The sequence below is a fragment of the Pseudomonas sp. B21-021 genome (genome assembly GCF_024749205.1).
Taxonomy (GTDB): domain Bacteria; phylum Pseudomonadota; class Gammaproteobacteria; order Pseudomonadales; family Pseudomonadaceae; genus Aquipseudomonas; species Aquipseudomonas paraglycinae.
This window is the reverse complement of the sequence record NZ_CP087192.1, coordinates 4,298,740-4,321,712: the sequence shown is the minus strand read 5'-3', so window position 1 is coordinate 4,321,712 and position 22,973 is coordinate 4,298,740. Positions and strand designations below refer to the sequence as shown.

Annotated in this window: 24 protein-coding genes and 2 pseudogenes; 14 read left to right on the top strand and 12 right to left on the bottom strand. The window is 62.6% G+C overall.

The window, feature by feature from the left end; all coding sequences use genetic code 11:
• Positions 1-6 precede the first annotated feature (6 nt).
• The gene (locus LOY31_RS19320) at positions 7-1,158 is read right to left on the bottom strand and encodes an MFS transporter (protein WP_221535659.1); all 1,152 of its coding nucleotides are present in this window, start codon (positions 1,156-1,158) and stop codon (positions 7-9) included.
• 136 nt (positions 1,159-1,294) lie between these two features.
• Here LOY31_RS19320 and LOY31_RS19315 point away from each other — a divergent pair, with 136 nt between their 5' ends.
• A complete protein-coding gene (locus LOY31_RS19315; protein ID WP_221535660.1) occupies positions 1,295-2,290 on the top strand; it encodes a diaminopimelate epimerase in 996 nt (331 codons plus the stop codon).
• Positions 2,291-2,300: 10 nt separating this feature from the next.
• On the opposite strand, the gene LOY31_RS19310 is transcribed toward LOY31_RS19315, so the two are convergent.
• The 6 genes from LOY31_RS19310 to LOY31_RS19285 form a co-directional block, all read right to left on the bottom strand.
• On the bottom strand, positions 2,301-3,866 hold the full coding sequence (locus LOY31_RS19310) for a glucan 1,4-alpha-maltotetraohydrolase domain-containing protein (protein ID WP_221535661.1): 1,566 nt from the start codon (positions 3,864-3,866) through the stop codon (positions 2,301-2,303).
• A gap of 130 nt (positions 3,867-3,996) precedes the next feature.
• Complete coding sequence (gene codA, locus LOY31_RS19305) at positions 3,997-5,238, bottom strand: cytosine deaminase (RefSeq protein WP_007955931.1); 1,242 nt, start codon at positions 5,236-5,238, stop codon at positions 3,997-3,999.
• 13 nt (positions 5,239-5,251) lie between these two features.
• The gene (gene codB / locus LOY31_RS19300; protein ID WP_007955938.1) at positions 5,252-6,523 is read right to left on the bottom strand and encodes a cytosine permease; all 1,272 of its coding nucleotides are present in this window, start codon (positions 6,521-6,523) and stop codon (positions 5,252-5,254) included.
• Positions 6,524-6,695: 172 nt separating this feature from the next.
• Positions 6,696-7,508, bottom strand: coding sequence for an alpha/beta fold hydrolase (locus LOY31_RS19295; RefSeq protein WP_221535662.1), 813 nt, complete (start codon positions 7,506-7,508; stop codon positions 6,696-6,698).
• A gap of 84 nt (positions 7,509-7,592) precedes the next feature.
• Positions 7,593-7,949: a 6-carboxytetrahydropterin synthase QueD gene (queD, locus tag LOY31_RS19290; RefSeq protein ID WP_007955941.1), complete on the bottom strand. Its 357-nt coding sequence runs from the start codon at positions 7,947-7,949 to the stop codon at positions 7,593-7,595.
• An 86-nt stretch (positions 7,950-8,035) separates the two neighbouring features.
• A complete protein-coding gene (locus LOY31_RS19285; RefSeq protein ID WP_221535663.1) occupies positions 8,036-9,115 on the bottom strand; it encodes a patatin-like phospholipase family protein in 1,080 nt (359 codons plus the stop codon).
• Positions 9,116-9,261: 146 nt separating this feature from the next.
• On the opposite strand from LOY31_RS19285, the gene LOY31_RS19280 reads away from it, so the two are divergent.
• The 4 genes from LOY31_RS19280 to LOY31_RS19265 are packed head-to-tail and all read left to right on the top strand — an operon-like array spanning position 9,262 to position 11,863.
• Positions 9,262-9,570 carry a PepSY domain-containing protein gene (locus LOY31_RS19280; RefSeq protein WP_127798927.1) on the top strand — a complete coding sequence of 103 codons (309 nt, stop codon included), beginning with the start codon at positions 9,262-9,264 and terminating at the stop codon, positions 9,568-9,570.
• Complete coding sequence (locus tag LOY31_RS19275; protein WP_039770259.1) at positions 9,570-9,881, top strand: PepSY domain-containing protein; 312 nt, start codon at positions 9,570-9,572, stop codon at positions 9,879-9,881. The genes LOY31_RS19280 and LOY31_RS19275 overlap by 1 nt, the downstream gene beginning before the upstream one ends.
• A 3-nt stretch (positions 9,882-9,884) precedes the next feature.
• Complete coding sequence (locus tag LOY31_RS19270) at positions 9,885-10,553, top strand: response regulator transcription factor (RefSeq protein ID WP_011335105.1); 669 nt, start codon at positions 9,885-9,887, stop codon at positions 10,551-10,553.
• The gene (locus LOY31_RS19265; protein ID WP_258712056.1) at positions 10,550-11,863 is read left to right on the top strand and encodes a sensor histidine kinase; all 1,314 of its coding nucleotides are present in this window, start codon (positions 10,550-10,552) and stop codon (positions 11,861-11,863) included. The genes LOY31_RS19270 and LOY31_RS19265 overlap by 4 nt, the downstream gene beginning before the upstream one ends.
• A gap of 39 nt (positions 11,864-11,902) precedes the next feature.
• Here LOY31_RS19265 and LOY31_RS29505 read toward each other — a convergent pair whose 3' ends face one another.
• Both LOY31_RS29505 and LOY31_RS29500 read right to left on the bottom strand, forming a co-directional pair.
• Positions 11,903-12,658 (bottom strand): methyl-accepting chemotaxis protein, encoded by a 756-nt coding sequence (locus LOY31_RS29505; RefSeq protein WP_371807414.1) that lies wholly within the window; start codon positions 12,656-12,658, stop codon positions 11,903-11,905.
• Between the two features lie 102 nt (positions 12,659-12,760).
• Positions 12,761-12,907 (bottom strand): annotated as a pseudogene (locus LOY31_RS29500) (HAMP domain-containing protein); the annotation flags it as partial.
• A gap of 1,457 nt (positions 12,908-14,364) precedes the next feature.
• Here LOY31_RS29500 and LOY31_RS19255 point away from each other — a divergent pair.
• From LOY31_RS19255 to LOY31_RS29490, 3 genes and pseudogenes are all read left to right on the top strand, one after another.
• A complete protein-coding gene (locus LOY31_RS19255; protein WP_007955962.1) occupies positions 14,365-15,684 on the top strand; it encodes a Na+/H+ antiporter family protein in 1,320 nt (439 codons plus the stop codon).
• A 226-nt stretch (positions 15,685-15,910) separates the two neighbouring features.
• Positions 15,911-16,687, top strand: a pseudogene (locus LOY31_RS29495) (cache domain-containing protein); the annotation flags it as partial.
• 84 nt (positions 16,688-16,771) lie between these two features.
• Positions 16,772-17,593 (top strand): methyl-accepting chemotaxis protein, encoded by an 822-nt coding sequence (locus LOY31_RS29490; protein ID WP_371855536.1) that lies wholly within the window; start codon positions 16,772-16,774, stop codon positions 17,591-17,593.
• 21 nt (positions 17,594-17,614) lie between these two features.
• Here LOY31_RS29490 and LOY31_RS19245 read toward each other — a convergent pair whose 3' ends face one another.
• Positions 17,615-18,550: a LysR family transcriptional regulator gene (locus tag LOY31_RS19245; RefSeq protein ID WP_221535510.1), complete on the bottom strand. Its 936-nt coding sequence runs from the start codon at positions 18,548-18,550 to the stop codon at positions 17,615-17,617.
• 111 nt (positions 18,551-18,661) lie between these two features.
• On the opposite strand from LOY31_RS19245, the gene LOY31_RS19240 reads away from it, so the two are divergent.
• The 3 genes from LOY31_RS19240 (at position 18,662) to LOY31_RS19230 (ending at position 20,194) form a co-directional block, all read left to right on the top strand.
• Positions 18,662-19,150 (top strand): DMT family transporter, encoded by a 489-nt coding sequence (locus LOY31_RS19240; RefSeq protein ID WP_221535511.1) that lies wholly within the window; start codon positions 18,662-18,664, stop codon positions 19,148-19,150.
• A 3-nt stretch (positions 19,151-19,153) separates the two neighbouring features.
• A complete protein-coding gene (locus tag LOY31_RS19235; protein WP_258712054.1) occupies positions 19,154-19,609 on the top strand; it encodes a DMT family transporter in 456 nt (151 codons plus the stop codon).
• A gap of 417 nt (positions 19,610-20,026) precedes the next feature.
• Entirely contained in the window at positions 20,027-20,194 is a 168-nt protein-coding gene (locus LOY31_RS19230) for a metallothionein (protein WP_074689145.1), read from the top strand.
• A gap of 24 nt (positions 20,195-20,218) precedes the next feature.
• Here the strand turns inward: LOY31_RS19230 and LOY31_RS19225 are convergent, their stop codons facing one another.
• Positions 20,219-20,491, bottom strand: a complete 273-nt coding sequence (locus LOY31_RS19225) for a hypothetical protein (RefSeq protein WP_258712053.1) — start codon at positions 20,489-20,491, stop codon at positions 20,219-20,221.
• Positions 20,492-20,529: 38 nt separating this feature from the next.
• Positions 20,530-20,757 carry a DUF6555 family protein gene (locus tag LOY31_RS19220; protein WP_011335095.1) on the bottom strand — a complete coding sequence of 76 codons (228 nt, stop codon included), beginning with the start codon at positions 20,755-20,757 and terminating at the stop codon, positions 20,530-20,532.
• A 137-nt stretch (positions 20,758-20,894) separates the two neighbouring features.
• On the opposite strand from LOY31_RS19220, the gene LOY31_RS19215 reads away from it, so the two are divergent.
• The 3 genes from LOY31_RS19215 (at position 20,895) to LOY31_RS19205 (ending at position 22,934) form a co-directional block, all read left to right on the top strand.
• Positions 20,895-21,683, top strand: a complete 789-nt coding sequence (locus LOY31_RS19215) for a helix-turn-helix domain-containing protein (RefSeq protein ID WP_007958997.1) — start codon at positions 20,895-20,897, stop codon at positions 21,681-21,683.
• 89 nt (positions 21,684-21,772) lie between these two features.
• Entirely contained in the window at positions 21,773-21,946 is a 174-nt protein-coding gene (locus LOY31_RS19210) for a DUF1427 family protein (RefSeq protein WP_007958996.1), read from the top strand.
• Between the two features lie 31 nt (positions 21,947-21,977).
• Positions 21,978-22,934 (top strand): zinc-binding alcohol dehydrogenase family protein, encoded by a 957-nt coding sequence (locus tag LOY31_RS19205; protein WP_258712052.1) that lies wholly within the window; start codon positions 21,978-21,980, stop codon positions 22,932-22,934.
• Positions 22,935-22,973 lie beyond the last annotated feature (39 nt).

Sequence of the window (22,973 nt, the reverse complement as noted above, 5' to 3'; positions counted from 1 at the left end):
TGTTTCTCAGACCTTGAGCGCTTTCCCACCGATGGCCACCGCCACCAGCAACGTCGCCATCAGCCCGAAGGCAAAACTCAGGCTGCTGGCGTGGGCGACAAACCCGATCACCGCCGGCCCTGCCAGAATTCCTGCATAACCCAGCGTGGTGATTGCCGGCACGGCGATGCTTTCCGGCATCACCGTCTGTTTGCCCACTGCGGTGTAAAGCACCGGCACGATGTTCGAACACCCGGCGCCGACCAGCGCATAACCGAGCAGCGCGGCTTGCCAACTCGGGGCGAAGGTCGCCAGAAACAATCCCGCCGCCGCCAGCAGACCGCCAAACAGAATGATCCGGGTCGCACCCAATGCCCGGACGATCCGGTCACCGGTCAGACGGCCCGCCGTCATGGTCAGCGCGAACGCTGCGTAACCCAATCCCGCATAGGCGGTGTCGATCCCGCGTTCCTGCGCCAGAAACACCGCGCTCCAGTCCAGCGCTGCGCCTTCGGTGAGGAACACAATGAAGCACATCCCGCCGATGAACAGCACGATCCCGTGGGGCACTGCGAAGGCCGGCCCCGAGCTTTCACTGCCGTAAGGCAACATGTGCGGCACCGCCTTGAACAGCGCCGCGATCAACACCACGACCACCACCAGCATCGCCGCCAGTGGCGACAGCCCGAGACCCAGCAGGGCGCTCACGCCCGCCGCGCCGACGATCCCGCCGAGGCTGAACAGGCCGTGAAACCCCGACATCATGTTCTTGCCGCTGGCCCGCTCGACGATCACCGCTTGCAGGTTCACCGTCGAATCCACCGTGCCCAGTCCGGCGCCGAACATGAACAACGTGGCGATCAGCGCCGGAATCGACGACACCGTCGCCAGCAACGGCAATGCTGCACAGATCAGCAGCGTGCCGCCGGTGGCCACTTTCCGGCAGCCAAACCGCGAGGCCAGAATCCCCGCCAGCGGCATCGCCAGGATCGAACCGACGCCCAGGCACAGCAACAGCAACCCCAACGTCCCTTCATCGAGACCGGCGCGCGCCTTGGCGTAGGGCACCAGCGGCGCCCACGCGGCGATGCCGAGCCCGGCAATGAAGAAGGCGATGCGCGTGGACATCTGTTCGAGGCGTCCGGGAACGAACGTGTCTTGAGGGGTGAGGCTGGTCATAACGATCCTTGGCAAAAAACGTTTCAGCAGCGGACATCCTTGCACAGCTCTTTCGCTGGAGCGAGCCCGCTCGCGTCTGCAGGGCGTTGCGATTTACAGTGGCGCCCCTGTCGACGGGAAAAACAAGGGCGGGCTCATGACGCAGTTCTACGATGCACGAGGCAATATCTACGGAGTCGTTTCACCCCAGGCGCTGCGCGCTGCCGGAATCGAATTACCAACGGGCGCCGCGCAGTGCGCGCTGTCGCGGCAGGCATGGAGCTCCGCTGCCATCGCGCTGTGCTGCGATTGGCCCGAAGGTCGGCGCCCCGTCGGCAGCAAGTCCCATCGCAGCGATGGCCTGTTGATCGGCCCGTTTCAATCCGCGCCGCCCTTCGACCTGCTGATCGTCAACACCGACGGCACGCTGGCTGAACGCAGCGGCAACGGCCTGACGATTTTCTCCCAGGCGCTGCTCGAACAGGGGCTGATGCCGCAGGAGGGGGCGACGCTGCAGGTGCATCACGACAAACAGGACGCGCAATCGCCAGTGCCAACCTCGGTCAAGCCGGCGCAAGTGGCGGGCGTGCAGGGTTTCTGGCTGGACCTCGGCCAGCCCGGTTTCGGCCCGGCAGCGGTCGGTGCGCTCGGCGTTGAACCGGTGCCGTTTAACGGTGTGGAGGTCAGCCGTGTTCGTCCGCTGGCGCAGCTCGATCCCGCCTGGGCGCACAGCCAGTTCGTGCGCATCGGCAATCCACATTGCGTGACGCTGGTTCAGGATGAAGCCGCATTGCCGAGCAACGCGCAGATGCTTGAATCGCCGCTGACGGACCGTCTGACCGCCATCGCCTACGCCATGCCCACCGGCGCCGGCCAGCCATGCCCGGCCGGGGTCAACCTGCAATGGGCGATGCGCGCCGGCGATCAACGCATCGTCGCGCGAGTGTTCGAACGGGGCGAGGGGCCAACCGCCTCATCCGGTACCAGCGCCAGTGCGGTGGCGAGTGCGGCGTGGCGGGTGGGCTGGGTATCGGCGGGAGAAGTGCAGGTGGTGATGCCGGGCGGTACCGCGCCGATCCTGCTGGAGGAGTGCAATGGAGAACTGACTGGCGTGCGCCTGTTCGGCACCGCAGTGCGCGACGAGAGTAGCTGAAACCCCGAGATCAGAAGCGCCCGACAGTGTCGCTCACCGCACCGCTGGTGAATGCGTTGTTCGCGCCGGCCTGCCAATACACCGCTGTCGGAGCCTGGCCACGTACGATGCATTTCCATTCGAGCTTTTGCTGACCTGGCACCTCAACGTTTGTACTCCAGCGGTTGTTGTTCAACTTCAACGCTATCGCATGTTGTGGGTCCCACGCCCCGAACTCCAGCGATGAACCCGCCGCAAAGACACTTTCGCCCGGTTGCGGATTGGCGTTGTCGCAATGCACGTTGACTGCCACTGTCGCCGGTTCCACAGGTCCGCTCCAGATCCGGATATCGCCGTTATCCCAGCTCAAGGCCGGCGTGCCCAACCCCTGCGGCAACTGCTGCAGATCGGACTTCAGCGCTATGACCAACGTCCCGCTCACGCCCGATGTGGTGGCAACCAGCCCCGAATAAAAGGTGTTGAAGCGAACCGGCGAATCCGCACGGATACCGGCGGCCTTGCGCAGTTTGATCAATTGCCGGATCAGTTGGTCACGCTGCCAGTCGTACATGTGCGGCCAGTACACGGTCGGTGTGCCTGGGCTGCTGAGGATGTAGGCGTAAGCCAGATTGACCAGTGGATCGGGTAGCCTCCAATGGCGTTGACCGCTGTAGACGCCGGGTGAAGGGCCGGTGTCGTGATTGTCGGTGAAGGTCACTGCGACTGCGCGCCACGCAGGATCCGGATTGCCATTCAAACCGTGGCGCCACTCGGCGATCGAGCCGTTCTGCATGCGCTCCTTGAGGGCAAAATCGAACACCGTGCAGTGCGAATGATCCGACCAGTCCTTGAGCACATCCTGCCAGCTCGCGCTGCGTCGCCAGTCACCCTGGGGGTATTCGTTCGGGCCTTTCCAGTTTTCGCCGACGCAGAATTGCTGGTTGCCGAAGGCGCTCATCCAGCGATCCACGGTTTGCGGCGAATAACCACGGACGAAGTCAAAGCGCAGGCCTTGAGCGCCGTAGTTGTCGCGCAGATTGATGAATTCTTTTTTGAAGGCGTCGAAGACTGTCGGATTGGCAGTGTTCAGGTCGGCTGCGCCATCCATGAACGGGTCACCTTCATCACATTGCATGCAGTCTTGTCGCCATTCGTTGGTCCCTCGCGGAAACATCGAATAGACCGCTTTATCGCTCATGTGATTGGGCACGACGTCGTAGACGACTTTCACGCCCGCGCTATTGAGCGCCAGCACCGCTTGTTTGAGTTGCTGATCGCTGCCGTAACGGCCGTTCTTGTCGAAGCTGTTCCAGAAGTATCCTTCACCGCCGCCGGCAGCCGTGGGTGTATTCCACTGCGAGGAATCGGTCCACGGCGGCGGCATCCAGATCAGCGTGAAGCCGTCGTTGCCAATGGCCGTCGCCTGTTGCGCAAGTACCGAATACCAAGATGTTGGATGGCGGCTGGAGTTCCAGTGAAAGCCTTGCAACAGGATCTCTTCACCGCTGCCGTTGCGAACGGCGGCGATCGTCGCTGTCGTTGTGGCGAAGGCCAGACAGACAGCGAAAACCAGGCGAAATGGTGAAGTCCCTTTCATGATCGTCCCCCGGGAACGATTGATCCCTTGGGACTTACTGTGGGCCGGTTCGCTGCGGTTGTCGCCTGTCAGATCTGACAGTCCGGCACTAACCTTTCGCGATAAAACCACTGCGAACCATAACCGCCGCTCAACTCTCCATGAACTCCACCACCGGCATCTGCCGCTTCATCAGCACTTTGCCGTTGCGGATCGAATACAGCGGCAGGCCCTGGCTGCGGATCACTTCGTAGTCGCTGTCCGCCGACAAGATCAGCAGGTTGGCCGGGCGGCCCTGTTCCAGACCGTAGCGTTCGCCAAGGTGCATGGCCTTGGCGCTGTTGTCGGTGACCAGATCCAGCGCGCTCTGCAGGTTGCGGTAGCCGAGCATGTGGCAGATGTGCAGGCCGGCTTCGAGTACCCGCAGGATGTTGCCGTTGCCCAGCGGATACCACGGATCGACGATCGAATCCTGACCGAAACAGACGTTCATCCCGGCTTCGAGCAGCTCGTTCACGCGGGTCACGCCCCGGCGTTTCGGGAAGTTGTCGAAGCGACCTTGCAGGTGAATGCTTTCGGTCGGGCAGGAGACAAAACTGATCCCCGAATGCCCGAGCAGGCGGAACAGTTTGGCGCAGTAGGCGTTGTCGTAGGAGCCCATCGCCGTAGTGTGGCTGGCGGTCACGAGGGCGCCCATGTCGCGGCTGCGGGCCTCTTCGGCCAGCACTTCGAGGAAGCGCGAATGCGGGTCGTCGGTTTCGTCGCAGTGCACGTCCACCAGGCAGCCGGTGCGTTCGGCCAGGTCCATCAAAAACTTCACCGAGCTGACGCCCTGATCGCGGGTGTACTCGAAATGCGGGATCCCGCCGACCACATCGGCGCCCATGCGGATCGCTTCTTCCATCAGCTCGCGCCCGTTGCGGAACGATTCGATGCCTTCTTGGGGGAACGCGACGATTTGCAGGTCGATCAGGTGACGGCTTTCCTCGCGCACTTCGAGCATCGCCTTGAGCGCGGTGAGTTGCGGGTCGGTGACGTCGACGTGGGTGCGCACGTGCTGAATGCCGTGGGCGGCGAGGGTCTGAATGGTTTTCTTCGCCCGGGTTTTGGTGTCTTCCTGGGTGATGGTGACCTTGCGCTCGCCCCAGCACTCGATGCCTTCGAACAGCGTGCCGCTCATGTTCCAGCGCGGCTCGCCGGCGGTCAGGGTGGCGTCGAGGTGAATGTGCGGCTCGACGAAGGGCGGCACCACCAGATTGCCGCCGGCGTCGAGGTCGTCGGGGCCCAGGGTCGGCGCTTCGGTCTGGCGCGCGATGCTGCGGATCAGGCCGTCTTCGAGGTGCAATTCGTGCAGACCTTCCTGGTTGCGCAGTCGGGCGTTGATGATGTGCATCGGGCGAATCCTTTTATAGATCTTGTAGAGGGGCGGCCGCGTTGCGGGCGCCGAGCAGGCCGGTCACTGCGATATACGTTAACGCGGCAACGGCGATCCCGACCAGCGGCGCGACCCACGGCGAGCCGAACGCCGCGACGGTTCCGGCCGCGTAAGCCGCAAGCCCCGGCCAGTTGAACGCCGGTAACCGTGCGTCGGCCAGACGCGGATAACGCCCGCGCCAGCGGAAGAAGAAGTCCGCCATGATCACGCCGCCAATCGGCGGAATCACCGTGCCGAGCAGGATCAGATAAGGCACCAGCATGTCGTACATGCCGAGCAGCGCGAGCGCCGTGCCGATCACGGCACCGACCAGGGTCACGGTCTTGCGGCGCCCGGTGCGCAGCAGGTTGCAACCGGCAACGGCGAAGTTGTAGATGGTGTTGTCCTGGGTGCTCCAGATGTTCAGCAACAGCATCGCCATCGCCGCCATGGCGAAGCCTTGCAACAGCAACACTTCGACCACGTCGGGCTGTTGATAGACGATTGCGCCATAGGCGCCGATCAGCACCATCAGGCCGTTGCCGATGAAAAAGCCGATCAGGCTGGCGAGCACCGCGACCCGAGCCGAGCGCGAAAACCGCGTCCAGTTGGTGGCCTGGGTCGCGCCGCTGACGAAGGTGCCGAACACCAGCGTGATGGCGGTCGACCAGTCCAGTGAACCGCTGGGCACGACGCTGAGCAAGCCGTCGAGGCCGCCGACTTTCACGGTCGCAACCCACATCGACAGCATCAGCAGCAACATCATCGCCGGCACTGCGATGTACGACAGAATCTCCAGCCCGCGATAACCGACATACGCCGTGGCGCAGAACACCAGGCCGAACAGCACCATCAGCCCCAGCACCGTGGCTTCGTTCAGATCGAAATACTTGCCGAGCACCACCGCCGCCGTCGCGGTGCCCCAGGCGTACCAGCCGATCTGGGTGAATCCGAGGATCAGGTCGCTGAGCTTGCTGCCGACTTCGCCAAAACAGAAGCGCCCCATCAGCACCGAATTCAGCCCGCTCTTGAAGGCGATGTAACCGAGGCCTGCGGCGTACACGCCGAGCAGCAGGTTGCCGATGACGATGACGGCGAGCATTTCGCCGAAGTTGAATGCCACACCGAGCTTGCCGCCGGCAAACATGGTCGCGGTGAAGAAGGTGAAGCCCAGCAGCACCATCGCCGTCGAGGCCAGGCCTTTGCGCGCGTGCATCGGCACTTCACTGAGGGGGTAATCGTTGCCGGGATCGTTTTGCGTCATGGGGCGTTCCTTGCTGGAAAGGGGAGGACGCGAAGAGGTTGCAGCGGTCGTGCCAAACGCGATGTTGCGGGTATTTATAGACGAGGCACGGATGATCGGCGCGAAAGCAGTGCATCGGGCGCCGTACCGAACCATGTGGGAGCAGCTGTTCCCACAGGGTCACGGGATTGGATCAGAGGAACCGCAGCAGCGCGGCGACTATGGCTTCAGGCGCATCTTCCTGCACCAGATGCCCGGCATTCGGGACCGGATGAAACTGCGATCCCGGAATCATCTTGTGCAACTCGCGTCCGCGCTCGATGGGAATCCACTGATCCTCCTCGCCCCAGAGAATCTGCACCGGGCAGCGGATCGTCGGGTACAGCGGCTGCGCTTCCAGCGTGTAGCGCTGATCCATCTGCGCGATCTGCCGGTAGAACGCCGCTTGCCCCGGATCGCCCAGCCACGGCTGCACGTAGGGCGCCAGTTCATCATCGGGAATATCCCGGTGAATCGCCCCGCGAATATAGGTCGGCACGATGGCGCGCTGGATGTAATCCGGCAGGCCGCTGAACGCCGCCTCATGCTGGCGCACGTGCTGCACGAACGGTGATCCCCACGGCGTCAGCGCCACCGGGTCGATCAGCGTCAGGCTGCGGTAATCCTTGCCATTGAGCAGATGCGCGCGCAGCACGGTGGCGCCACCGAAGTCGTGGGCGACCACGTCCGGGCGTTGCAGATTCCAGTGATCGAGCAACTGAGCGAACAATTCGTTCTGCACGCCGAGGGAGACATCGGCGTCCGGTTGCTCGGATTGGCCGTAGCCCAGCAGGTCGAAGTAATGCACCCGGTGCGTGGCGAAAAAGTGCGGCGCGATGCGGTGCCACACGTAGGAAGAGAAGGGCGTACCGTGCACGAACACCAGCGGCGGGCCGTCGCCGCGTACCCCGTGGCGAATCTGTCGCCCGTTGAAATCAAAGACCTGATCCAGCAGCCAGTCCGTCATGGGCCTGTCCTCTTGGCGGGTTCGAGCCAAAAAGCATAGGCGTAAAAAAACCACCGGTCTCGGTGGTTTTTTGTGTCGCGGGAATTACTCGCCGCGATAGATGCAACCGCTGGTGCAGGTCTCGTGGATGCGGATCGCACTGAGTTCCGGCAGCAGGGGCTTCAATTCATTCCAGATGAATTTGGCCAGCACTTCGCTGGTCGGGTTCTCGAGGCCCGGAATGTCGTTGAGGTAGTTGTGGTCCAGACGCTCGTACAGCGGCTTGAAAATCGCCTTGATCTCGGAGAAATCACGGATCCAGCCGGTGTGCGGATCGAGGTCGCCGCTCAGGTGAATCGCCACTTTGAACGAGTGACCGTGCAGGCGTCCGCACTTGTGGCCGTCCGGTACGTGGGGCAGGCGGTGGGCGGATTCGAAGGTGAACTCTTTGAAAATTTCCACAGTGATTTCAGCTCTGTTCAGATGGCGTTCGCCGCAGCGAATTCGGGCAGGCGGCGAGTTTACCAGCTTGTCTTCGGCTGTGCTGACTAAAGGGTCAGCAAGCGCTCGGCGAGGCGACCATTGGCAGTCAGTTCAAGGAATTCGTCGCCCATCCGGCGGCTCTCGTCCATCGCCGCGCGCCAGTATTTCTGCCGGCTCGGCGCATCGCCCATGAAGCGCTTGAAGTCGTTACGGTCGGGGAGTTTGCCGTAGGGCAGGCGCGCCAGGTATTCCTTGGACGGCGCGAGCAACAGCACGTCCTGCAAGCGCTCCACCGAAGCTTTGCGCCACGGCAGGGTCTTGTCGAACCAGCCCGGAATCACCCGGTCGGTGAAGTGCGGATACAGCACGATGCCGTCACCGCTGTAGGGCAGGTCGAGGTGATAGTCGAGCAGACCGCCGTCGCGGAACGTGCCGGCACCGGCGCCCGGCAGGTCGCGCACGCCTTCCATGACCATCGGGATCGAACCCGAGGCCAGCAGCGCCTGGCGCAGGTTGCCGGCATCGAGGGCGACGAAGCGCGACGGGAAGTCGTTCAGCGCATGCACCGGCGGCGCCAGGCGTGGGTCGTGGATGATCAGCCGTTCGAAGTGCCGCGACAGCCGCGCGCGGCCCCGCAGGTTGTCGGCGATCACCGAGCCCAGCGCCAGCCCGAGCCGGCCGCGATGGTCGTCCGCCAGCCCGCCGTGGCTTTTGACCACCATGATGTTCAAGCGGTAATGGGCGTTGTCGAGGAGCAAGGCATCGCGGCCGTCGAGCAGGTCATCGAGCATGCGTTGCGAGCTGCGGCTGACGTCGCCGATGGTCACGCCTTTGTTGAAGTTCTGCTCGGTGTACAGCTGACCGAGGCGGCGGATGCCTTCGGCGGCGTCCGGTAGACAGGCGCTGGCGAAGCGCCAGGAGCCCACCGACGCACCGATCAGCGAACGTTCGCGCGGCGCCGCCGGCAGCCACTCGCCGAACAACGCCAGATCCAGCCCCTGAATTCCCAGCGCCTTCGGCCCACCGGCAGCGCCGGGCAGGGTGCCGACGTCGGCAGCGTTCAGGCCTTGGGCACGAATGCGCGCCATGGCTCGGGGGCCGGCCTTGAGGGTCAGAGAAGGGAACTTGATGTGAATGGCGGTCATACCGGTCTCGATCGTTAGCAAGCGAAAGATTATAAGCACATGTTGCCGTGGCTGCAGGAGCAGACCCCATGATGGCAATTCAGTTTCAGTTAAGTTCGCACCGTTAAGGTGCCGCCCGTAGCGACACATAAAAATACGGAGACACCATGAAAACCCTGACTGCCCTGACCATTGCCTCGATCATCGGCCTCACCGCCGGCACCGTTCACGCCCGCGATCTCGGCCCGGATGAAGCCCTGCGCCTGCGCGACGCTGGTACTATCGTCTCCTTCGAGAAGCTCAACGCCACCGCGTTGGCCAAACACCCGGGTTCGACGATCACCGACACCGAGCTGGAAGAGCAGTACGGCAAGTACATCTACCAGATCGAACTGCGTGATCCGCAGGGGCTGGAATGGGATCTGGAACTGGATGCGGTGAGCGGGCAAGTGCTCAAGGATCATCAGGATACGTAATGAAGGTTAATGTTCGCGCCACCCGCCGTACGGCATTGGCGCTGGTGATGTTTTGCTCGACGGCCATGGCCCGTGACCTGGGTCCCGACGAAGCCCTCAATCTGCGCAAGCAGGGCGTGATTTTGCCGCTGGAGCAAGTGCTGCAGCAGGCGATGGACCGTTATCCCGGCGCGAAACTGCTGGAAGTCGAGCTGGAAGAAAAACACGACGTCTACATTTATGAAGTCGAGTTGCTGACCGTCGAAGGCGTGGCCCGCGAGCTGCACCTGAAGGCCGATACCGGCGAACTCGTGAAAGACAAGGAAGATTGACCCATGCGCTTGCTTCTGGTGGAAGACCACGTACCGCTAGCCGACGAACTGCTCGCCGGCCTGCAACGTCAGGGCTACGCGGTGGACTGGCTGGCGGACGGGCGCGATGCGGTCTATCAGGGCAGCAGCGAGCCCTATGACCTGATCGTCCTCGACCTCGGTCTGCCCGGCGTGCCGGGGCTTGAGGTGCTGGCGCAATGGCGCGCCGGCGGTCTGACGATTCCGGTGCTGATCCTCACCGCCCGCGATTCCTGGGCCGAGCGCATAGAAGGCCTGAAGGCCGGTGCCGACGATTACCTGACCAAACCCTTCCACCCGGAAGAACTGTATTTGCGCATCCAGTCGCTGCTGCGCCGCTCCAAGGGCCAGGCCAACCAGCCGACGCTCAAGGCCGCCGGGCTGCACCTGGACGAGGGCCGCCAGTGTGTCGTGCGCGACGGTGCCGACATCCAGCTGACCGCTGCCGAATTCCGGCTGCTGCGCTACTTCATGTTGCACCCGGAACAGATCCTCTCCAAAAGCCACCTCGCCGAACACCTCTACGACGGTGAGACCGAGCGCGATTCCAACGTGCTTGAAGTCCACGTCAATCACCTGCGGCGCAAGCTCGGCAAGAGCGTGATCGAAACCCGTCGCGGTCAGGGTTATCTGTTTGGCGGACAGGCTTCGTGAGATCCATCCAGCGCCGCTTGAGCCTGGGGTTGATCAGCGTGCTAGTGGTCGTCGGCGTGCTGCTGGCGCAAACCAGTCTGTGGCTGTTCGAAGTGGGGTTGCAGCGCTATCTCGAAGCCGGGTTGCGTAACGACAGCGAGAGCCTGCTGGTGGCGCTGGTTCGCGGCCCGCAAGGCTTGCAGCTGGATGAGCGGCACTTGTCGCCGGCCTACCAGCGACCGTTTTCCGGGCATTACTTCCGCATCGATTTCGCCGACAGCCATTGGCGATCCCGCTCGTTGTGGGATCAGGATCTGCCGCTGCTCGAACGCTCCGGCCTGCACAGCAACCTGCAGCTGGGGCCGGACGGCCAGCAGTTGCTGGTGCTGCGTTCGGACTATCGACGGCTCGGCCAGTCGATTTCCATCAGCGTTGCCCAGGATTACACGCCGGTGCGCGAGAGCTTCCAGCGCATGCGGCAGATCGGTCTCGGCCTCGGTCTGGCCGGGTTGCTGCTGATTCTGTTGTTGCAACGCCTGACCGTGCGCCGCGCGTTGCGTCCGCTGGAAAAGGCTCGTGAACAGATCGCCCAGTTGCAGCAGGGCCAGCGTTCACAACTCGATGAACAAGTGCCGGCGGAACTGGAACCGCTGGTGGCGCAGATCAACCATTTGCTGGCGCACACCGAAGACAGCCTCAAGCGCTCGCGCAATGCCCTTGGCAATCTCGGGCACGCGCTGAAAACTCCGTTGGCGGTGCTGTTGAGTCTGGCGTCGAGTGAGCGGCTCGACGCGCACCCGGAACTGCGCAAGATTCTCAAGGAACAACTGGAGCAGGTTCAGCAACGACTGAACCGCGAGCTCAACCGTGCGCGGCTCTCTGGCGATGCGTTGCCGGGGGCGCTGTTCGATTGCGACGCCGAGCTGCCGGGGTTGCTGTCGACGTTGAACATGATTCATGGCGAGCATCTGGAACTGAGTTACGTGGCGCCGCCGGGCCTGCAACTGCCGTGGGATCGTGAGGATCTGCTGGAACTGCTCGGCAACCTGCTGGACAACGCTTGCAAGTGGGCGGATGCCGAGGTGCGGCTGAGTGTGGTCGAGGCGGCTGAAGGTTTTGTGCTGAGCGTGGAAGACGACGGGCCGGGGATTCCCGAGGCGCAGCGGGCTCAGGTATTCAGCCGGGGAGCGCGGCTGGATGAGCAGACCCATGGGCATGGATTGGGGCTGGGGATTGTGCGGGATATTGTCGAGACGTGGGGCGGGGTGTTGGTATTGGGGGAGAGTGAGTGGGGTGGGTTGAAGGTGGAGATTCAGTTGCCTCGGCGGTGAGCCCGCCCCCACAAGGTTTGTGGTGAGCGGGCTTGAGCGTCAGACGCGAAACTGATCCATCAAACTCTGCTGCTGATTCGCCAGGCTATTAAGCGACTGACTCACCCGCGCCGATTCATTCGCCTGCCCCGACAGCGATTCCGTTACATCACGAATCGTCGCCACGTTGTTGTTGATTTCTTCGGCCACCGCGCTCTGCTCTTCGGCAGCGCTGGCGATCTGCAGGTTCATGTCGCTGATCACCGTCACCGCATCGCCGATCTGACGCAGTGCGGTCACGGCCTGGCCGACCTGTTCGACGCTGCCTTGTGCCTGTCGATGGCTGTTGCCCATCGAACCGACCACGTCCTGGGTGCCGTTCTGCAATTGCTCGATCACCTGGCGGGTTTCTTCCACCGACTCTTGAGTGCGGCGGGCGAGGTTGCGCACTTCGTCGGCGACCACCGCAAAACCGCGACCTGCTTCACCGGCACGGGCGGCTTCGATGGCGGCGTTCAGGGCCAGCAGGTTGGTCTGTTCGGCGATGGCGCGGATGGTTTCCAGCACGGTACCGATCTTCTCGCTGTTGGCAGCCAGGCCTTCGACTTGCACCATCGCTGCGCTCATGTCGGCGGCTAGGGTGTCGATGCTGGCGGTGGTGCGGTCGATCACGGTCAGGCCCTGACGGGTGGCGCGGTCGGCATCCTTGGCCGCTTCGGCAGCCTGCGCGGCGCTGCGGGCCACGTCCTGGGCTGTGGCGCTCATTTCGTGGGATGCGGTGGCCACCTGATCGACCTGACGGTATTGCTGCTCCATACCGGCGCTGGTCTGGGTGGCAATCGCGGAAGACTGGTCGGCGGTGTTGCGCGCGTCCTGCACCGAGCGTTTCACCTCGGCGATGATCGGTTGCAGCTTGTCGAGGAAGCGGTTGAACCAGCCGGCCAACTGACCGAGTTCGTCTTTCTTGTCATAGGCCAGACGACGGGTCAGGTCGCCTTCGCCGCTGGCGATGTCTTCCAGCATGTGGGCCACGCCGAGGATCGGTTTGGTCACGCTGCGCGCCATCAGCCACACCAGCAACAGGCCGATCAGTGCGGCGAGTACGCCCAGGCTCAGCTCGATCAGGGTGCCGGAAGTGTTGCTGGCATCCAGTTGCTGCTTGAGCGCTTCGGCGCGGCTGACCAGCACTTTCTGCGGTACATCAAGCAGCACGCCCCACGACGGGCCGCCGGGAATCGGCTGGAACGGCGACAGCACTTTCAGTTGCGCATTGCTGTGCAGGCTGCTGACGGTGTGGCTCGAAGCGAGCAGGCGCAGCAGTTCGGCGCCGCTGGTGGTGTCCACGGCATCCAGGCGCTGGCTGAGTTTGTTGGCGTCCGGGCTGTAACCGGCAAGCAGGCCGGCGGGGCTGATGATGCTCACGGCGGTCTGGCCGTCATAGAGCTTCTTGCTGGCGCTCTGGCTGATCGCTTGCAGGCTGTTGAGGTTGATGTCCACCGACAGCGAGGCGATGACTTTGCCGTTGACCATCAGCGGGAACACGATGCTGGTCATCAGCACCTTTTGCCCGTCGATCACATAGAAGTAGGGTTCGATCACGCACGGCTTGAGCGTGGTGCGCGGGCAGGTGAACCAGGCGTTGGCGGCCTGGCCGCTGGGGCCGGTGCTGGTGTTGGCCATGTCGCTTTCCGGCAGTGCCATCGAGGTGACTTTGCCCGGCGTCGGTTGCGACCAGTACAGGGCGAAGCGGCCCTTGTCGTTGCTGCCGAGTTCCGCCTGGCCGGCAAACAGCTCGTCCTTGCCGTCCAGCGCGTTGGCTTCGAACACCAGCGACAGGCCGAGCAATTCCGGGTTGGCCTGCAGCGCCGATTTGACCTGACGGGTCATGTCCTCGCGCAGGTCGAACGCATCGAGGAAGCGCTTCTCGGCCTGTTCGCGCAGGAACAGCACCTGACGCGAGAAACCGTGGCCATATTGATAGGCGTCCATGAACTGCTGGCGAATGCCCGCCGCCTGAACTTCGCCTTGGGATTCGATGCGGGCCTGGGCCGACTCGGTGAGCATTTCCATGCTCGAAGCTTTCACCAGTTCGGAACTGTGCTCCATGCGATACAGCGAAAGACCCACCAACAGGGTCACGATACCGGCCAGGCAGAGCCCGGCAAGCAGGGTGATTTTCCATTGGATGGAAAGTTGTCTGAGTGACATGGAAACGTCCTTATTCGATAAATATCTGAGACTTTGCACTGTAACGGCCGCGTTTCGGCTTTCTTTATGGCGTAAATGCAATAGGGCGAATTGACGCATGTTGTGGCGGATATGCCCTGTTCAGCGGATTGATCATGGAAAGTTACACAGTGTTGCGACCAGTCGCTTTGACACTGCGCGCGCGCTGCGGCACAGTGCGCGCCCTTCTAATAAGACCCTCTATGCAAATCCGCTGGCGACCCTCGTGGCTTGCCGGCCGGACTCATCCTGTCTGGCGGTGAATGGCTTTACCGTCGTGTTTTTGAGGTAGTGAAATGAATGCAGTGATTGCTGCGGTCGGCGTCATGCTGATCCTCAGCCTGTCCCGGGTGCATGTGGTGATCGCGTTGATCGTCGGTGCGCTGGTCGGTGGCCTGACCGGTGGTCTGGGCATCGACGCCACGCTCAAGGCTTTCAACAGTGGCCTGGGTGGCGGGGCGACAGTGGCGTTGTCCTACGCGTTGCTCGGTGCTTTCGCCGTGGCGATTGCCAAGTCCGGCCTGGCCCATGCGCTGGCCGACAAGGCTCTGGCGATGGTCGACCGCCAGCATGCGACCGGTGGCGGCAGCGTCAAATGGATGCTGATCGGCCTGCTGTGGGTGGTGGCGATCGCTTCGCAGAACATCCTGCCGATCCACATCGCGTTCATTCCGCTGCTGGTGCCGCCGCTTTTATATGTACTGACCAAGCTGCAACTGGACCGCCGGTTGATCGCCTGCGTCATGACCTTCGGCCTGATCACGCCGTACATGGTGTTTCCGGTCGGTTTCGGCAACATCTTCCTCAACCAGATCCTGCTGGCCAACGTCAGCAAGGCTGGCGTGGACATCAGCCAGATCAACGTCATGCATGCCATGGCCATTCCGGCGGCGGGCATGGTCTTCGGCCTGTTACTGGCGGTGTTCTTCAGCTACCGCAAGAAGCGGGTCTACGACCTGGAAAAGATCGAGCAGGTGGAGCAGGTCAGCGTCGCCTACAACCCGATGACGATCGGCATCGCCGGCCTGGCCATCGCGGCGGCGTTCATCATTCAGTTGCTGTTGGATTCGATGATTATCGGCGCGCTGGCCGGGTTTCTGATCTTCTCGGCGTCGGGCATCGTCAAGTGGCGTGAGACCGACGATCTGTTCACCGAAGGCATGAAGATGATGGCGATGATCGGCTTCATCATGATCTCCGCCTCGGGCTTTGCCGAAGTGCTCAAGGCCACCGGTGAAGTGCGTTCGCTGGTTGAAAGCGCGGCGGCGTGGATCGATCACAGCCAGGCGATTGGCGCGCTGCTGATGTTGCTGGTGGGGTTGATGGTGACCATCGGCATCGGTTCGTCGTTCTCCACGGTGCCTATCCTGGCAGCGATTTTCGTGCCGCTGTGCGTGCAACTGGGCTTCAGCCCGATGGCGATCGTCTGCATCGTCGGCACGGCCGGGGCGCTGGGCGACACCGGTTCGCCAGCCTCGGACTCGACCCTCGGCCCGACCTCCGGCCTGAACGTCGACGGCCAGCATCATCACATCTGGGACACCGTGGTTCCGACCTTCCTGCACTACAACCTGCCGCTGCTGGCGTTTGGCTGGGTGGCCGCGATGGTCCTCTGACCTGATCGTTCCCACGCTCCGCGTGGGAACGCCTCCTGTGACGCTCTGCGTCACGCTTCTGGACGCAGAGCGTCCCGGGCTGCATTCCCACGCAGAGCGTGGGAACGATCGGCGTCGAGGTGTCGAAGCGTCCGTGTGGGAACGATCTGAGGTAAAGCTCAACTTTTGGTTTCGCGTGCCGTTAAAGCCTTTATCCACGCCAATAAAACCAAAAGAGTGAGCCCCCATGCGCCTGAGTCTCAAGGCTAAAGTCCTGTCCCTTGCCGTCCTTCCGGTCTTGCTCTTTGCGCTGGTGATCAGCCTGACCACGCTGTTCATCCTTCAGGAACAGGCGCGCAAGGAAGTCGAACAGACCCGCGAACGCCTGCTCGGCGACGCCAAGGCCACCCTGGCCAGCTATGTCGCCGTGGCCATGACCACCATCAAACCGTTGTACGACGCTGCCGCTCCCGGTGACGCCGATGCGCGGGCGCAGGTGATCAAGCTGTTGTCGAGCATCAAGTACGGCAAGGACGGCTACTTCTTCGGTTACGACTCCGAGACCGTGCGCCTGTTCAAGGCCAACGACCCCGAAGGCGTGGGTAAAAGCTTCAAGGACAACCGCGACCCGAACGGCGTTTACGTCAACCGCGATCTGGTGAAGGTCGCCAAGGACGGCACCCACTACCTGCAATACAGCTCGCCGTTGCCGGGCAACGCGCAGGTGCTGGTGCCGAAACTCGGCTACACCGAATACCTGGCGAAGTGGGACATGGCGGTCGGTACGTCGGTCAACCTCGATGGCATCGAAGCGCAAGTGGCGGTGGTCGAGGCCAAGGTGCAGGAGCGCATGCAGGGCGTGGTGCTGAGCATCGTCGGCGTGGCGGTGGTGGTGCTGCTGGTGATCGCGGCGGCGGGGATGCTGCTGGCCAACACCATCCTGCGACCGCTGAACCTGATGAAAGCCAACCTCGATGACATCGCGGCGGGCGAGGGTGACCTGACCCGACGCCTGACCATCACCAGCCAGGACGAACTCGGCGAACTGGCCGGCTCGTTCAACCGGTTCGTCGACAAGATCCACGGCCTGGTGCGGCAGATCACCGAGATGACGTCGCAACTGACCGGTCTGGTGACGCAGGTGTCCGATCAGGCCCAGCGCTCCGATCAGGCCATGGAACGTCAGCGCCACGAAACCGATCAGGTCGCCACGGCGATCAACGAGATGTCCGCCGCCGCGCAGGAAGTCGCCAAGAGTGCACAGAACGCCGCCGTCGCTGCGCAGCAGACCGACGAAGAAGGCCAGACCGCCAAACGCGTGGTGGCCGGCAGTATCAAGCAGATTCATGCGCTGGTGGACGACATCCGCAGCAGCGGCGTGTCCCTCGACAGCCTGCAGCAGGACGTGTCGTCGATTGTCGGCGTGCTGGGAGTGATCCGTTCGATTGCCGAACAGACCAACCTGCTGGCGCTCAACGCCGCGATCGAAGCGGCTCGGGCCGGTGAGGCCGGGCGCGGGTTTGCGGTGGTGGCGGACGAGGTGCGGGCACTGGCGTCGCGCACGCAGATCAGCACTCAGGAAATTCAGGGGATGATCGATCGCTTGCAGGCGGGGACGCAGTCGGCGGTTGAAGCGATGCGCCGTTCCAGCGAGGCGGGTGATGGTACTTCGGCTCAGGCCAATCAGGCGGGGGCGTCGCTGGATGCGATGGCGGATCTAATTGCGACCATCAACTCGATGAACGCGCAGATTGCCAGTGCCGCTGAAGAGCAGACGGCGGTGGCCGAAGAGATCAACCGCAGCGTGCATCAGATTGCGGTGGCGGTGGATAACGTGGCGGATGAGACCCAGTTGGGGGCGCAGACTTCGCGTAGTCTGGCTGATCTGGGGCAGCGGTTGGGCAAGCTGGTTGGCCAGTTCCGTATCTGATGGCGCTGTCGGGACAGACCATCACGGTCTGTCCCAATACGGCACCTCGCCAAAACACTCCATAAAGAAATCAATCACCGTCCGCACCTTCACCGACAACCGCCGGCTCCCCGGCCACAGCACCGAAATCTGCTGCGGCTCCACACTGTTCGACACCTGATAATCCCCCAACACCGGCACCAGCGTGCCCTCGCGCACCGCCTCGCCGATCAGCCATGACGGAAACATCACCAGCCCCAGCCCTTGCACAGCGGCCTGAGTCAACGTGTCCGCGTGATTGCCGGTAATCGGGCCCTTGACTGCATAGGGTGTCCATTCACCCTGATCCTGACGGAAGAACCAGCGCTGCTGGCCGGTCGCGCCCTTGTAGGCCAGGCACTGGTGGCGGGCGAGGTCGTCGGGATGCCGGGGTGTGCCGAAACGCTTGAGATACGCCGGACTGGCCGCGACCTGAAAGCGGTGTGGCGCGAGGATCCGCGCCTGCATGCTCGAATCGTGCAGCGGACCGATGCGGAACAGCAGGTCGGCGCCTTCCTGCAGCGGGTCGATGTAGTGGTCGGTCTGCTGGATGTCCAGTTGCAGCTTCGGATAGCGCTCGCACAAACGGCCCAGCCATGGCGTCAGATGGCGTTGGCCGAACACCACCGGAGCATTGATCCGCACCAGGCCGGTCGGTTCGCTTTGCTGTTCCTGCAACGCCTGTTCGGCTTCTTCCAGCTGCACCAGCACCAGCCGCGCGTGGTGGCCGAGCATGCGCCCGGCTTCGGTCGGCGTGACCGCGCGGGTGTGGCGGTAGAGCAATTGCTGGTTCAGCGCCTGTTCCATCAACTGGATCTGCCGGGAAATCGAGGAGGGCGCCACGCCCTCGCGGCGGGCGACTTCGGAAAAACTGCCGTGGTCGAGCACCGCCACAAACAGCCTTAGCGCCTTGAATCCCAGTTCGTTGAGCCCGTGCATCGTCTGTCCTGCTGTGCGAGTTACGCAAAAGTGTTGTCCGGATGCTCCCATTTATCGCACAGCTGCGCCAGCCGATAATCCGCGCCATCGTTTCTTTCAGAGGTTTTTCAGATGCAGTCGTTTGATGAAGTGAGTGCCGCGCCGGCGCCGGTAGCGCGGCCTGGTTTGCGTTTGTTGCTGTTGCCGCTGGTGATTCTGGCCGGCATGGGTTTGTCGGTGGAGGCGGGGTTGCTGGGGCCGTTGGGTGAGCAGGTCGGGCATTTGTGGGCGACCTTGAGCATCTTCGGGGTTGGGTCGGCGATTCTGTTTTTGTTGTTGCTGTTTGCGGGGCCGCAGAAGGGGCCGGCGCTGACGGATCTGCCGCGCTGGCAGTTGATCGGCGGGTTTCTGGGGCCGATGTATGTGGTGGTGTTGACGCTGGCGACGCCGCATATCGGGATTGCGATGACGATGATTGCGATTTTGTCGGGGCAGGTTGGCAAGAGTGTGTTGATTGACCATTTCGGGTGGTTTGGGGCTACGCGCAAGAAGGTCAATGTTGAGCGGTGGCTGGCGTTGGGGTTGATTGTGGTGGCTTTGGTTTTGATTGCGCGGGGGTGAGTGATGAGTCTGGTTATTTTGTTGGCGGTGGTGGTGTTGGCGGGTGCGGTGTTGAGTGTGCAGGCGGCGATCAATGGGCGTCTTGGAGAGACCGTTGGTGTTCTGCGCAGCAGTTTGTTGACGTTTGTCGTCGGCGCTGTGAGCACGGGGCTGCTGATTCTGTTTTTCGAACCGGCCCATGCGGTCAGCCTGCTTGATGTGCCGAAGTGGCAGTTGAGTGGGGCTTTGTTTGGGGTGGTTTATATGATGGTCATGGTTGGCGCGGTACCGCGCGTCGGTACGGCTGTGGCGACGGTGGCGGTGATTGTCGGGCAGCTTGGAATGGGGATGCTGATCGATAATTTTGGGTGGTTGGGGAATCCGGCGATTGAGCTGTCTTCTAGTCGAGTTTTGGCGATGGTTTGTCTTGGGCTGGCGCTGGTATTCATGTATCGCAGTAGCGTGCGTCAGGTTGATTGAGTACATATCCGTTTCTGCGGGGGCGCTTGCTGGCGGTTTCGCTCTTACAGCGAGTCACTTTGGCAAACGCCCCAAAGTAACCAAAGGTCTTGGGCCCTGACGTTCGGCCCTCGCTGTGGCTCGGGTTCCTTCGCTCCGGGATTGATCCGGGGGCATCGCCTACGGTTTGCTTCGCTGCACCTCCTCTCGATGCATGCGGCTGCGCCGCACGGTCGCTGCGCTCCCACCCCCGGATCAATCCCTCCACTCAGCCTGCCGACGGGCCTTGAGATCAAAAGCGGTACTCGAGCTAACGCTCATCGTGTTGAGTGGTGGAGGGGTAGGGGGATTAGGTGGTTAGGTGCTTTTCACCTTCTACACTGGTAGCACGGCTTGTTCTTTCGGCCTCAGACAACCACCACCAAAGGAGTCTGTTCCATGGCAGATAGAAAATGCGATTGTCCGGGATGTCGTTGCACGATCAAGGAGGGAGAGCATTCTTATGTGGCGCACGGTAAGCATTATTGCTGTGAGGCGTGTGCGCATCATCACAAGAGTGGTGAGGAGTGTTCTGGCAAGGGGTGTCAGTGTGCGCATCCCAAGTAATCTCGGGTATGGAAAAAGTGGAGCCTAGTCGGGCTCCACTTCCAGTTTCAGGCTGTCGTCGTCCAGGCGTTCGGTGTGGCGGACGTTGCCTTGCAGGCGGCGGCCTTCGACGTTGACGACGATGGTCTTGGCCTGTTCAAGGTCTTCCGGCAAGGGGGCCGGGACGCGCAGGGCGAAGCGGTAGGGGTCGTTTTCGACGGGTTCCAGGCCAACCGGGCAGTCGACGCTTTTGGTGATGCGGCCGAACAGGGTGTCCAGGCCGTAGTCCAGGTGCGCCGGGCTGTTGATGGTTGTCATGTTGTTCCCCCCGAAATAGTCCCCGCCTGCGCGCAAGCTTAGCTTGCCGGTCGCCATGTGACGTTTTCCACGCCGAATTTTTCTGCCATCGGCTTGCTGGTTTTCTGCACTTTCTCCCGGCCGAAACGCGGGATGCGGCCGACTCCTGCGTCGCAGCTTGCCCAGTGCCACGCCTCGGTGTTGTCCATTTTGTCCGAGCGGATAATGAACGACTTTGGCGCGCCGTGAAGGGTGTAATCGATGACGTACAGTTTTGCGTTGTTCATAAAGCCCATCTTCCTCCCTGTGGTAATAGAAGGATCGCTGCGCTCCGGGAAAATTCACTCGGATTGTCCGACGGTATCTATCAATGGCGAGCGAAGGTGCGGACTGGTTACCATGGCGTTTCCGTCAACCCCGATGAATGTTCGCCATGGCCCTCGCTGCGCCCCCTGATCTGAGTGATACCGATGTGCCGGTGCAACCGCTGGCGCGGACGTATCCGCGTGGGTTGTTCATCGAGCCGCATGAGCATGTCTGGGGGCAGTTGCTGTATGCGATGAGCGGGGTGATGTGGGTCGAGACCCCGCACGAGGCGCTGGTAGTGCCGCCGCAGCGGGCGGTGTGGTTGCCGCCGGGGGTGCCGCACGGGATTCGGGTGGTGTCGGATTTGCAGATGCGCAATATCTACCTGCGCCCGGCGCTGGCGGCGACGCTGGATGAGACGGTGCAGGTGATCGAGGTCGGGGGTCTGCTGCGCGAGTTGATTGTCGGGCTGGTGGCGCAGGGCGACAGCGGGGATGCCGAGTATTACGAGGCGCTGGTCGGACTGGCGCTGCTGGAGCTGAAACGTGCAAGGCGTTCGCAGCTGAAGATCCCGTTGCCGGACGATGCCGACCGGCGGTTGATGAGTCTGTGTCAGGCAGTGATGGCCGCGCCGTCGCTGGATATTCCTTTCGAACAACACGCCGAAAACGCCGGGGCCAGCGTGCGAACGTTGGCGCGGTTGTTCAAGGAAGGGCTGGGCATGGGCTTCGCCGAGTGGCGGCGGCAGGTGCAGTTGGCGACGGCGGTGGCGGAGTTGATCCAGGGCGTGCCGGTCAGCGCGATTGCCCGGGAGCTGGGGTATTCGCCGAGCAGTTTCAGCGACATGTTCCGCCGTGAGCTGGGTGTTGCCCCTTCGCAGTTCGATGGCGGGCCGCTTGCCGGCTGATTTGGCCGAAATTCAGAAGTCCTTGGCCGATGCCGGTCGCAGCCTTTCCCTAGACTTTGCCCATTCCCTTTGTGTGGCGGAGTGATCCCATGAATTACCTGATTTCACTGGGCGTCGGTCTGGGTGTCGGCCTGCTGTATGGCGCGCTGGATGTCCGTTCTCCGGCGCCGCCGACCATCGCGCTGGTGGGCCTGCTGGGCATGCTGGCGGGCGAGCAGTTGTGGCCGATGGGCCGGCAACTGGTCAGTGGCTGGCTGTCCTGAATCCTGTCTTTTTCCTTCGGTGGAGATTTCCATGAAAGCACTGCAATTCGATAAAACCGGCGACCTGTCGTCCCTGCGCTTCGTCGAGGTGCCGACGCCGGTGCCGGGCGCTGACGAGGTGCTGGTGCAGATCAAGGCCGCGGGCCTCAATCCCAGCGACGTGAAGAACGTGCTCGGGCGTTTCCCGTACACCACGCTGCCGCGCATTCCCGGTCGGGACTTTGCCGGTGTGGTGGTCGAAGGGCCGCAGGCGTTGATTGGTCAGGAGGTCTGGGGCACCGGGCGTGAGCTGGGTTTTTTCGCCGATGGCTCCCATGCGCAGTTCGTCAAATTGCCGGCCAATGGCGTGGCGCACAAACCTTCGCATCTGAGTTTTACCCAGGCCGCCAGCCTTGGGGTGCCTTACACCACGGCGTGGGATGCGCTCGAGCGCAGTCTGGTGAGTGCCGAAACCCGTTTGCTGGTGATTGGTGGCGGGGCAGTGGCGACGGCGGCACTGGCGCTGGCCAAGGTGCGCGGCGCGCAGTTGCTGGCGGCGGCGCGGCGGCCGGAGCAGGTCAAGGATTTGCAGGCGCAGGGTTATCAGACGATTCAGCTGGATAAACCCGAGGATCTGGGTACGCAGGTCAACGCCGTGTATCGCGGCGGTGCCGACGTGATCTTCGACACCACCGGTTTCTGGCTACCGGCCTCGGTCGCGGCATTGGCGACCTTTGGGCGGATCGCGATCATCGCTGCGCCGGTGGACGGGCATGTGCAGTTGCCGGCGCTGGCCCTGTATCGCAAGGGCGGTTCGGTGGTCGGCATCAATTCGTTGCTGTATGGCGTTGAAGCCTGCGCGGCGATGCTGGAACAGTTTGGCCGGTTCTTCGACGAAGACCGGCTGCCACTGCCGCAAGGGCTGGTCGAAGCGCCGCTGGCCGAAGGGCTGGCGCGCTATGCCGATGTCAATCAGGGCAGCGGTGACAAGGTCATTCTTATCCCCTGACCGCCGCTGTTCTGCATGTCATAACAAAGCCCTGCGGGA